10 protein-coding genes are annotated in these 10,950 nt (G+C 58.3%); 7 read left to right on the forward strand and 3 right to left on the reverse strand.

The features are described from left to right. Window positions 1-84: 84 nt before the first annotated feature. Entirely contained in the window at window positions 85-714 is a 630-nt protein-coding gene (locus tag F7P80_RS15840; RefSeq protein ID WP_151046004.1) for a response regulator, read from the reverse strand. A 43-nt stretch (window positions 715-757) separates the two neighbouring features. Then, window positions 758-1,846, reverse strand: coding sequence for a hybrid sensor histidine kinase/response regulator (locus tag F7P80_RS15845; protein WP_151046006.1), 1,089 nt, complete (start codon window positions 1,844-1,846; stop codon window positions 758-760). A 139-nt stretch (window positions 1,847-1,985) separates the two neighbouring features. Here F7P80_RS15845 and F7P80_RS15850 point away from each other — a divergent pair, with 139 nt between their 5' ends. The 7 genes from F7P80_RS15850 (at window position 1,986) to F7P80_RS15880 (ending at window position 8,496) form a co-directional block, all read left to right on the forward strand. Beyond that, window positions 1,986-2,432 (forward strand): hypothetical protein, encoded by a 447-nt coding sequence (locus F7P80_RS15850; protein ID WP_151046008.1) that lies wholly within the window; start codon window positions 1,986-1,988, stop codon window positions 2,430-2,432. A 41-nt stretch (window positions 2,433-2,473) separates the two neighbouring features. Next, the gene (locus F7P80_RS15855; protein WP_054065962.1) at window positions 2,474-2,836 is read left to right on the forward strand and encodes a response regulator; all 363 of its coding nucleotides are present in this window, start codon (window positions 2,474-2,476) and stop codon (window positions 2,834-2,836) included. A gap of 53 nt (window positions 2,837-2,889) precedes the next feature. Then, window positions 2,890-5,040 carry a chemotaxis protein CheA gene (locus tag F7P80_RS15860; RefSeq protein ID WP_151046010.1) on the forward strand — a complete coding sequence of 717 codons (2,151 nt, stop codon included), beginning with the start codon at window positions 2,890-2,892 and terminating at the stop codon, window positions 5,038-5,040. A 111-nt stretch (window positions 5,041-5,151) separates the two neighbouring features. Further along, on the forward strand, window positions 5,152-5,640 hold the full coding sequence (locus tag F7P80_RS15865; RefSeq protein ID WP_054065960.1) for a chemotaxis protein CheW: 489 nt from the start codon (window positions 5,152-5,154) through the stop codon (window positions 5,638-5,640). Window positions 5,641-5,751: 111 nt separating this feature from the next. Next, window positions 5,752-6,618: a CheR family methyltransferase gene (locus F7P80_RS15870; protein ID WP_054065959.1), complete on the forward strand. Its 867-nt coding sequence runs from the start codon at window positions 5,752-5,754 to the stop codon at window positions 6,616-6,618. Window positions 6,619-6,665: 47 nt separating this feature from the next. Continuing rightward, window positions 6,666-7,367, forward strand: a complete 702-nt coding sequence (gene cheD / locus F7P80_RS15875; RefSeq protein ID WP_151046012.1) for a chemoreceptor glutamine deamidase CheD — start codon at window positions 6,666-6,668, stop codon at window positions 7,365-7,367. A 16-nt stretch (window positions 7,368-7,383) separates the two neighbouring features. After that, the gene (locus F7P80_RS15880; protein WP_054065958.1) at window positions 7,384-8,496 is read left to right on the forward strand and encodes a protein-glutamate methylesterase/protein-glutamine glutaminase; all 1,113 of its coding nucleotides are present in this window, start codon (window positions 7,384-7,386) and stop codon (window positions 8,494-8,496) included. Window positions 8,497-8,609: 113 nt separating this feature from the next. Here F7P80_RS15880 and F7P80_RS15885 read toward each other — a convergent pair whose 3' ends face one another. Further along, window positions 8,610-10,505, reverse strand: coding sequence for an ATP-binding cassette domain-containing protein (locus tag F7P80_RS15885; RefSeq protein ID WP_151046014.1), 1,896 nt, complete (start codon window positions 10,503-10,505; stop codon window positions 8,610-8,612). Window positions 10,506-10,950: the final 445 nt, after the last annotated feature.

Genomic DNA, 10,950 nt, shown 5'->3' on the forward strand with positions numbered 1-10,950 from the left:
GAGCTGCTTGCGCTGAAAAATAAAGGACTTCGCATGCAATTCATGCTGAAGTCCTTTTTCATTGGGCGCAAGGCGCTATGTTTTTTAAACCAGATTGTTGCGTATGGCGTAAACCGTCAACTCTGCGTTATTGCTCAGCTGCAGCTTTTCCAGCACGCGTGCACGGTAGACGCTCACCGTCTTGGGGCTGAGCATCAGCTCTTCCGCAATATCGGTCAGGCGCTTGCCAGTGGCAATTTTCTGCAGCGTCTGCATTTCGCGCTCAGAGAGGGCAGCGTGTGGCGCTTCCGGTGTGGGCTGGGTCAGGCTGTCGGCCAGCATCTGTGCCACTTCCGGGGTCAGGAACTTGCGGCCAGCATGCACCACGCGCACGGCCTCGATCAGCTGCATGGGGTCGCCAGACTTGTTGGCATAGCCATGGGCACCTGCCTTGAGGCAGCGCAGCGCGTACTGGTCTTCCGGGTACATGGAGACCATCAGCACCTTGATGTCGGGATAGCTCTCGCGCACGCTGCCCAGCACTTCCAGGCCATTGCGGCCCGGCATGTTGATATCCAGCAGCAGGACCGCGCAGGGGGTGTTGCGCAGCACTTCGCGCAGCTCGGTATAGCCGCCCGCTTCAGCGCGCACCCGGATGTCTGTGGCTTCTGCCAGCGTGTCACGGATGCCGCGGCGCAGGACCGCGTGGTCATCGCAAATCACAACATCGATCAAGACGTCTCCTTCTGAGAGGCAAGTAGTCGGTACATATTACGTTTTACGGCAGCGGGACGGACACGATGATGCTCGTGCCTTTGCCCACCTGGCTGCTGACATCCAGCCACCCACCCACGGTCTTGGCGCGCTCGGCCAGACCGCGCAGCCCAAAGGCCTTGGGCTTGTTGCGCTGCTCAGGGCTGATGCCGCAGCCGTTGTCCCGCACTTCCAGCGTGAGAAAACCTTCGGCGTTGGACAGGTCCATGTGTACAGCACTCGCCTGGGCATATTTGCCCACGTTGGTCAGTGCTTCCTGGGCCGTGCGGTAGGCAACGAGCTGGATATCTGCAGGCACGTCGATGAAGGACGGCGCATGCAGCCGCGTGGGAATACCCGTGCGGCGCTCAAAGTTCTCTGCCAGCCATTGCACCCCGGCCACCAGCCCCTGATCGAGCACGGGTGGACGCAGGTTCATCATGATGCGCTGGCTGGCCCCCAGCGCGTGCTGCAGCATCTCCAGCGCGGCGCGCGCATGGCTCTGGATGCCAGCATCTGTGGTATTTCGCTCGATCCAGGACAAATCAAACTTGACGGAGGTCAATGAGCCGCCAATATCGTCATGAATTTCGCGGGCAATGGCTGCGCGCTCTTGCTCGATGGAGTTTTGCAGGTGCTCAGTCAGCTCGGCCAGCTGGCGCTCGGAGCGTTCCAGCTCCTGCGTGGCCTTTTCCCTGGCGCACCGCGCCTCATGGACTTCAAGGGCGCGCAGTATGACATGGGGCAGCCGGGCCATGTCGTCCTTGAGCAAATAGTCAGCAATCCCCTGCCGGATGGCCTGCACGGCAGCGGTTTCCCCAATAGCGCCGGACAGCAGCACAAACGGTGGGCAATGCGGCAGCTGCCGCGCAGCTTCCCAGGCATCCAGCGCCGTAAAGCCCAGCAGATAGAAGTCGGCTAGAACTAAGTCAAAGCGGCGGGTCTTGAGCAGCTCTAGGAACTCGTCCAGTTTGTCGCAATAAATAATGTCGAATGCGAATCCTGACTTGCTCAGCGTAATCTGAGCCAGCCGCTGATCGGCTTTTGAATCCTCAAGGTGAAGCACAAGCAGGGGCTTATCTGCAGGATTGCCATTCTCCGGGAGCGCTATCATATGGAAACATATTGGAACAAATTTTCTTCTGGGGATACATTCGTTCGTGCTGTGAGTAAGCCTCAGAAGTCGGACTTCCACCGAAAACGGCCGTGTTATGTCTGGAACTGGTGACTGGTTCCGCCAACTTGGAGAAACAATGCACTCTACGCAAAGACCATCTGACGAGCCTGTGGTACAGGTTCCCGTCATGGTTGCGGCCGAACTGCAGGACTCTCTGCTTGTGGTCATGCGCGACTTGCATCGTTTGGAAGGCCTGCTCAATCATGCCACGACCAATTTGTTGGAGCGTTTTGGTGAGGCCAATGTCTTGTTGGCCGGTAACCGGGATGCAGAGGATCCAGATCTTGAAGCAGCGCGCGCAGCCTTGCGCAGAGCTGTCACAGAGCTGCAGTTTCACGACATGGCAACCCAATTGATTGGGCATACCACCCGGGTGTTACAAAGCTGTGCTTTTCGTCTGGCCTCTGAAACCATGGGGCGCGAAGAGGATGAGCTGGATGTACCTGTAATGCCAGCTCAGCCAGAAAGACCGAATCCTGTCACGCAAAGCGAAATGGATGCTGGTTCAATCGAGCTGTTTTGAAACCAGATTCAGAAATTTTTAGAAGTCCGTTGGAGCTTTACATGCATACGATCCTCGCTGTTGATGACTCACCATCCATGCGAAAAATGGTCTCCTTTACTTTGTCTGGGGCCGGTTACAAGGTGGTTGAAGCTGTTGACGGAATGGATGCCTTGGAAAAAGTCGAGGCAGAGCACATTGATCTGGTGCTGGCAGACCAGAACATGCCCCGTCTGGACGGCATTGGATTGACGCGCCGGTTGCGTGAGCATCCACGTTTCAAGAACACGCCCATTTTGATTCTGACGACCGAGTCCAGTGACCAGATGAAGCAGGCTGGCAGAGCTGCTGGGGCAACAGGCTGGCTGGTGAAGCCGTTTGATCCCAATCGTTTGATTGAAGTGCTGCAGAAGGTAATTCGCTGACCTCAGAAGAAACCAGTCAACCGGATACCAAGAAAAAGATAGTAGGAAACCTCATGGCGGATACACACCAAGGCGGAGCAGAAGCCGATTTTGACCTCACGCAGTTCTATCAAATCTTCTTTGAAGAGGCGGCGGAGAACCTGGACCAGATGGAGCAGATGCTCCTCAATCTGGACCTGAACGCTGCCAATGACGAAGAACTCAACGGCATTTTCCGTTGCGCACACTCCATCAAGGGCGGCTCTGCCACGTTTGGTTTTACCGATGTTGCCGAGCTGACCCACAAGATGGAGTCGCTGCTGGACCGCTTGCGCCGTCACGAGATCACGCCCGTCCCCGAAATGGTGGACGTGCTGCTGGAAGCCAGCGATGCTGCACGCAGCCTGCTGGCACGCCATCAGGCGGGCGGCGAAGGCGAAGCACTGCCTACGGAAGATCTGGTCTCGCGCATTGCTCGCCTGGCCGCCGGTGAGGGCGCTGCACCTGCTGCGGCCCCCGCACCTGCACCACAGCCTGCTCCAGCACCCGAGCCTGTCCCTGCTCCAGCACCAGCGCCTGCCCCAGAAGTGGTGGCTGCGCCCGCTGCAGCACCGGCTGCCGGTGGCGTGCGTCATCTGCAGATCAAGATTGGTCCTGTAGAAAATCTGGAGACGGCCGACGCGATCAAGGAGCTGTTTCGCGACATCCCAGGGCTGGGCAGCATCAAGGACCTGCCCTGCGAGGACCCCAAGTCGCGTCTGTTTGAAGTGGAGACGCAGTCTACGGATGATGATCTGCTGGACCTGATGGCTTTCCACGTGACCAAGGAGCAGGTGCAGATTTCGCCAGTGGGCGCTGCCGCTCCTGCTGCACAGGCGGCTGCTTCTGAACCTGCTGAGGTGGCACAGGCGCCTGCCGAAGCCAAGGATGAAGCAACAGCCCCTGCGGTGGCGCTGCCTGAAAGCGAAGCCTTTGGCATTTTTGATGGCGCGCCCGGTGCGCCCGTGAACAAGCCAGCGGCAGCAGCGGTCAAGACCGTGACCCGCCCCAATATTGCGCAGATGGAATCCACCAGCATCCGTGTGGATGTGAAGAAGGTAGACCAGCTGATCAACCTGGCTGGCGAGCTGGTCATCATTCAGGCCATGCTGGCACAGAACAGCCGCGCGCTGGACCCTTCGACCAACCAGCAGCTGCTGGCGGGTCTTGCCGACCTGGACCGCAACACCCGCGACCTGCAGGAAGCGGTGATGTCCATCCGCATGATTCCCATGTCCACCGTGTTCAGCCGCTTCCCGCGCATGCTGCGTGATCTGGCGAACAAGATGGGCAAGAAGATCAACCTGGTCACCCAGGGCGAAGCGACCGAGCTGGACAAGGGCCTGGTTGAAAAGATTACCGATCCGCTGACCCACCTGGTACGTAACAGCGTGGACCACGGCATCGAATCGCCTGAGGACCGCCTGGCTGCAGGCAAGCCTGAAGCCGGTACGCTGACGCTGTCGGCATCGCACCAGGGTGGCTCCATCGTCATCGAGGTGCGTGATGACGGCAAGGGCATGAACCGCGAGAAGATCCTGAAGAAGGCGCGCGAGCGTGGCATGGATGTCTCGGACAGCATGCCCGATGGCGAAGTCTGGCAGCTGATCTTTGCGCCCGGCTTCTCCACGGCCGATGTGGTGACGGATGTGTCCGGCCGCGGTGTGGGCATGGACGTGGTGCGCAAGAACATTGCGGCGCTCAACGGTTCGGTGGAAATTGACTCCGTGCAGGGCGTGGGCATGCGTGTGTCCATCCGCCTGCCACTGACGCTGGCCATCATGGATGGCATGTCCGTGGGTGTGGGCAACGAGGTCTACATCCTGCCTCTGTCTTCGGTGGTCGAGTCCTTCCAGGTCAACCCTGCCGATGTCAGCACCGTCACGCAAGGCGCGCAGCTGGTCAAGGTGCGCGACGAGTACATGCCGGTCATCGAGCTGGAAAAGGTCTTTGGCGTGCCTCGCCATGGCGACGGCAAGCGCAGCGACATCATGGTAGTGATCGAGTCCGACGGCATGCGCGTGGCGCTGCTGGTCGATGAGCTGCTGGGTCAGCACCAGGTGGTGGTCAAGAATCTGGAGAGCAACTACCGCAAGGTGCCCAATGTGTCGGGCGCAACGATTCTGGGTGACGGCACGGTGGCCCTGATTCTGGACACCAGCAGCCTGGTGCGCCGCGCACGTTAATCGGTAGAAACAAGCGGGTGCAGCAGCTGCTGCACCCAGAGCATGGAATTTTTTTGGAGCAGGCTGGCGTCCTGAAAACAACGGACGCCCCTGATACCTGAGGAGAAAGCAATGAGCGTCATGGGGAAGAGTGCTGAAAACAAGTCCAGCGGTGCCCGCGAATATCTGACCTTCCGTCTGGGCGAGGAGGAATACGGCATCGACATTTTGAAGGTGCAGGAAATCCGTGGCTACGAGCAACCCACACGCATTGCCAATGCGCCTGAATTCATCAAGGGCGTGGTGAACCTGCGTGGCACCATCGTGCCTATCGTGGACATGCGCCTGAAGTTCAACTGCTCCGAAGTGGAGTACAACAGCTTCACCGTGGTCATCATCCTGAACCTGCACAACCGTGTGGTGGGCATTGTGGTGGACTCGGTCAGCGACGTGATGGAGCTGGCGCCTGAAGCCATCCGTCCCGCACCCGATATCGAAAGCGCCATCGACAATGGCTGTATTCTGGGTCTGGGTTCGGTGGGCGAGCGCATGCTGATCCTGCTGGACATTGAAAAGCTGATGTCCAACGTGGACATGGGGCTGGTGGCTCCTACCGAGTAACCTCTTCCACGGCGGCATCTGCCGTCTCGCCCGCAGTGCGCGCCATGCTGCGCGGGCTGCTGCAATCAGCTCTGGTGGTCTTCTTTACGGAAATTTCTTTTCAACATCTTCATGCGTTCCACAGGTCAACTCTCGGCTTCTGTACAGGTTTCTGCTCCCGTAGCGCAAGGCAGAGAGTTCGCCTGGACGTCGGCAGACTTCAGCCGCGTTCAGGCACTGATCTACAAACACGCAGGGATCAGCCTGCACGATGGCAAGCACGCCATGGTCTACAGCCGCCTGTCCCGCCGCCTGCGCGAGACCGGGCATGACAGCTTTGATGCCTATCTGACTTGGCTGGAAAAGGAAGGGAATGCGCGCGAATGGCAGGAGTTTGTCAACGCGCTCACCACCAATCTGACGTCGTTCTTCCGTGAAGAGCACCACTTTCAGATTCTGGCGCAGCACCTCAAGAGCAAACCTGCCAGCACCTCCTGGCGTGTCTGGTGCAATGCGGCCTCCACCGGGGAAGAGCCTTACTCCATCGTCATGACGGCGCAGGAAGCCCTGGGCGCTGGCGCGCATTTCAAGCTGATTGCCAGCGATATTGACTCCAATGTGCTCAACACGGCGTCCAACGGCATCTACCGCATGGAGAACGTCAAGAGTCTGAGTCAGGAGCGCCTGCATCGCTTCTTCATGCGCGGCAAGGCATCCAATGCCGGCATGGTGCGCGTCAAGCCTGAGCTGCGCCGCATGATCGAGTTCATGCAGGTCAACTTGATCCGTGACGACTGGCCGTTCAAGGAACCGTTTGACATTGTGTTCTGCCGCAATGTCATGATTTATTTTGATGCACCCACACAGCGCAAGGTGCTGGAGCGCATTCACCGGGTGATGAAACCGGGCGGCATGCTGTTTGTCGGGCATGCGGAGAATTTCAGCGAATCGCGCGATCTGTTTGTCCTGCGGGGCAAGACGGTCTACGAGCGCATCTAGATGCATGTCGGCATACATGTCCCACCAGGAATGAAGAAGGCACAGCCATGAACACTCGGACATTGCAAGGGGCTGGCAGTGCAGGCACTTCCTGGGATGCTGGCGCAGCAGAAAAAAAAAGGCAGGATGCCTCCTTGCTGGACACGCTGCGCAGGCGGCCTCGCAAGCCTGGCGAGGCATCGTTTTTCTACTTTGATCATCACTTTCAGTTCAATGCCGTCAAAGTCTTGCCCGGCGAGTACTTTGTCACCGGTGAAAATATCGTGATCTGTACGGTATTGGGCTCGTGCATCGCGGCCTGTCTGTGGGACAGAACCATGAACATCGGCGGCATGAACCACTTCATGCTGCCGGAGGGCGACAGCACAGACGTCAGTGGCCGCTATGGCTCCTATGCCATGGAAGTGCTGATCAACGAAATGATCAAGCTGGGCGCTCGCCGCGAGACCATGCAGGCCAAGATTTTTGGGGGTGGGCAGGTCATGGCCAACTTCACCACCATGAATGTGGGCGAGCGCAATACAGAATTCGTGACGCAATATTTGCAAACAGAGCGCATTCCGATCGTGTCGGAAGACGTTCTTGATATCTACCCTCGCAAGGTGGTGTACTTCCCGGTTACGGGCAAGGCCATGGTCAAGCGCCTGGCACATGCACACCCCGAAGTGCTGGTGGAGCAGGAACGTTCACGCGGCAGCGCTGCACAGCTGGCCAAAACCAATGCAGGCGGCAGCGTGGATCTGTTTTGAGAGAGGTTGAAGAAGAATGAACCGCAAGATTCGGGTGATTGTGGTGGACGACTCTGCACTGGTGCGCAGTCTGCTCGCTGAAATCATTAATCGCCAGCCTGACATGGAGTGCATAGGGACGGCCAACGATCCCTTGATCGCGCGCGAGATGATTCGCGAAAAGAATCCGGACGTGATCACCCTGGACGTCGAAATGCCCAAGATGGACGGCATCGACTTTCTGGGCCGCATCATGCGCCTGCGCCCCATGCCCGTGCTCATGATCTCCACGTTGACCGAGCGTGGCGCTGAAGTGACCATGCGTGCGCTGGAGCTGGGTGCCGTGGACTTTGTGGCCAAGCCCCGCGTAGGCGTGGCCAATGGCCTGCAGCAGCTGTCCACGGAAATCGTAGACAAGATCCGCATTGCCGCTTCGGCCCATGTGCATCGCATGGTTCGTCCTGCCCACACTGCGCCTGCCGCTGGCGGTGCGGCTGCAGCAGCACCTGCCAAGCCTGCAGTCAGCAGTGCCAGTCTGCTGGGCAAGCTCTCGACCGAAAAACTCATCGCCATTGGTGCATCGACCGGTGGCACCGAAGCCATCAAGGAAGTGCTGGTGCACATGCCTGCTGACGCGCCCGCCATCGTCATCACCCAGCACATGCCGCCTGGCTTTACGACCAGCTTTGCCGCACGCCTGAACAGTCTGTGCCAGATCACGGTCAAGGAAGCGGTCCATGGTGAACGTATCCTGCCCGGCCATGCCTATATCGCACCTGGTGGCAAGCAGTTCTCTATTTCGCGCAGTGGTGCCAACTATGTGGCCGTGGTGGATGAGCAGGCACCTCCCGTGAACCGCCACAAGCCATCGGTGGAAGTGTTGTTCAAGTCTGTGGCGCAGTTCGTGGGCCGCAATGCCTTTGGCATCATGCTCACCGGCATGGGGGCAGATGGCGCTGTCGCCATGCGCGAGATGAAAGACGCAGGCAGCTACAACTATGTGCAGGACGAGGCCAGCTGCATCGTCTTTGGCATGCCCCGTGAAGCCATCGCCCATGGCGCAGCCCATGAGGTATTGCCGCTGAACCAGATTGCACCTGCGGTACTGGCCCAGTTGCGTGCTTCGCCTGACGTACGTCACCGCATCTAAAGCAACTCATAAAAAAGGAGCTGCCAGCGCTTGAAATACAAGGAATTCAGATAGAAAACTATTTGAAATCCTTGATTCAAGAGCGCTAGTAGCTCCTTTTTTTGTTGCGGTGCTTAGCTGGAGAGCAATTCCCAGCGCTCCAGCGCCTGCATCAGCGCCTCTTCAATTTCGCCATCACGCGCATGCAGCTGCATGGCTCGGGCGTTGTCGCGGGCGTAAATCGCAGGGTCTTCCAGTTCCTTGCGGATAGCAGCCTGCTCTTCTTCCAGTGCCGTAATCAGGTCAGGCAGCTGCTCCAACTCGCGCTGCTCCTTGTAGCTGAGCTTGCGCTTGGCGCCTGGCAGCACGGCCTTGTCCTTGGGTGCTTCTTCCTTGACGGGTGTCACCACCTTGGCCGCGCTGCTCTTGGCTGCCTGCTCCGCCAGTTCCCGGCTGCGCTGGGACTGGGTGAGCCAGTCCTGCACACTGCCTTCGTACTCGCGCCACAGGCCATCGCCCTCGGCAGCAATGATGCTGGTGACCACGTTGTCCAGAAAGGTGCGGTCGTGGCTGACCAGGAACACCGTGCCGTCGTACTGCTGCAAAAGATCTTCCAGCAATTCCAGGGTGTCGATATCCAGATCGTTCGTTGGCTCGTCCAGCACCAGCACATTGGCAGGGCGTGCAAACAGGCGTGCCAGCAGCAGGCGGTTGCGCTCACCGCCGGAAAGCGATCGCACGGGTGAGTGCGCACGCGCAGGCGAGAACAGGAAATCCTGCAAATAACTTTTCACATGTTTCTTGTTGCTGCCAATTTCGATCCATTCGCTGCCGGGGCTGATGAAGTCCTCCAGCGTCGCATCCAGATCGATCTGGTGGCGCATCTGGTCAAAGTAGGCCACCTGCAGGTTGTTGCCACGGCGGATGCTGCCGGTGTCTGCTTCCAGCTCGCCCAGAATCATCTTGAGCAGCGTCGTCTTGCCCGCGCCATTGGGGCCAATCAGGCCGACCTTGTCGCCACGCAGCACGGTGCCTGTGAAGTGCTTGACAATGGTCTTGTCCCCAAAGGATTTGGAGACATTCGTCAGCTCTGCCACGATCTTGCCCTGGTAGCCGCTGTCCTTGCCAGAATCAATGTCCAGCTTCACGCTGCCCAGCGCTTCCCGGCGGGCGGCTCGGTTGGCACGCAGGTCTTTCAGGCGCTCAATGCGGCTCACGCTGCGGGTGCGGCGTGCTTCCACACCCTTGCGAATCCACACTTCTTCCTGTGCCAGCAGCTTGTCGGCCTTGGCGTTGATGACGGCTTCCTGCTGCAGCTGTTCTTCCTTTTGCTGCATGTACTGTGCAAAGTTGCCGGGGTAGCTGCGCAGCTGACCACGGTCCAGCTCCACAATGCGGGTGGCAATGCGGTCCAGGAAGGCACGGTCGTGGGTAATGGTCACCACGCTGCCCTTATAGTCCAGCAGCAGGTCTTCCAGCCAGGCAATCGAATCCAGATCCAGGTGGTTGGTGGGTTCGTCCAGCAGCAGCACATCAGGCTTGGTCACCAGCGCCTGCGCCAGGGCCACGCGCTTGCGGGTGCCGCCAGAGAGTTTGCCCACCGTCGCCTGCGCATCCAGGTGCAGGCGCTGCAGCGTCTCTTCGACGCGCTGCTCCCAGTTCCAGGCATCCTGCGCTTCAATCTGAGACTGCAGCGCATCCAGATCCACGCCTTCCGCGCCAGACAGATACAGCTCTCGCAGCTTGGCAATCTCAGCCAGGCCTTCGGCAGCCGCCTGAAACACGGTGTGCTCAGACTTCAGATCAGGCTCCTGCGGAACATAGGCAATGCGAATGCCGTTTTGCACCTGCAGACTGCCATCGTCAGCGTGGGTCAATCCCCCCAGAATTTTCAGCAGCGAAGACTTGCCAGCGCCATTGCGCCCAATTAGTCCTACGCGCTCGTTGCTCTCCAGCGCAAAGCTGGCGTGGTCCAGCAAGGCCACATGCCCAAACGCAAGCTGGGCGTCCAATAAAGTAATCAATGCCATGGTGACTGCATTATCCAAGGCAGCGCTGTGCGCTGCCTCAGTCGCAGTCATCTTGATGGCTGCGACTGAAAAGCTTTTTTCTGAAACAGTGCCAAAACGGTGCTATAGTTCGCTCCATTGCTAGTACAGAGCAGCTTCTTGCTGCCAATCGCTGAAAAGGTTTTTGCAGAAATTTCTGTGAAGCACCAAAAGTGATGTACAATGCAAGTCTTCGCTGATCGCAAAACGCAGTCAGCGACGCAAAGAGAAAATTTCAAATTCTTTTTGCAAGCATCGAAAAACGGTGCTACAATACAAGGCTTCGCTGATCGCAGCGAACGAAACTTGAAGAAATTGATCTTCAAGGCATCTTTAACAAGATACAGCCGATAAGCGTGGGCGTTTGAAGGCGAATTGCCAAATCAAACGCTCATGAGAATAGAAGTGAAGTTCACTTCAATTCCGT

The organism is Comamonas kerstersii (genome assembly GCF_008801935.1).
Taxonomy (GTDB): domain Bacteria; phylum Pseudomonadota; class Gammaproteobacteria; order Burkholderiales; family Burkholderiaceae_C; genus Comamonas; species Comamonas kerstersii.

Bases quoted from the DNA above. Each gene is read 5' to 3' on its own strand.
- F7P80_RS15845 (WP_151046006.1), bottom strand. From the start codon at position 1,846: ATGATAGCGCTCCCGGAGAATGGCAATCCTGCAGATAAGCCCCTGCTT.
- F7P80_RS15850 (WP_151046008.1), top strand. From the start codon at position 1,986: ATGCACTCTACGCAAAGACCATCTGACGAGCCTGTGGTACAGGTTCCC.
- F7P80_RS15855 (WP_054065962.1), top strand. From the start codon at position 2,474: ATGCATACGATCCTCGCTGTTGATGACTCACCATCCATGCGAAAAATG.
- F7P80_RS15860 (WP_151046010.1), top strand. From the start codon at position 2,890: ATGGCGGATACACACCAAGGCGGAGCAGAAGCCGATTTTGACCTCACG.
- F7P80_RS15865 (WP_054065960.1), top strand. From the start codon at position 5,152: ATGAGCGTCATGGGGAAGAGTGCTGAAAACAAGTCCAGCGGTGCCCGC.
- F7P80_RS15870 (WP_054065959.1), top strand. From the start codon at position 5,752: ATGCGTTCCACAGGTCAACTCTCGGCTTCTGTACAGGTTTCTGCTCCC.
- cheD (WP_151046012.1), top strand. From the start codon at position 6,666: ATGAACACTCGGACATTGCAAGGGGCTGGCAGTGCAGGCACTTCCTGG.
- F7P80_RS15880 (WP_054065958.1), top strand. From the start codon at position 7,384: ATGAACCGCAAGATTCGGGTGATTGTGGTGGACGACTCTGCACTGGTG.
- F7P80_RS15885 (WP_151046014.1), bottom strand. From the start codon at position 10,505: ATGGCATTGATTACTTTATTGGACGCCCAGCTTGCGTTTGGGCATGTG.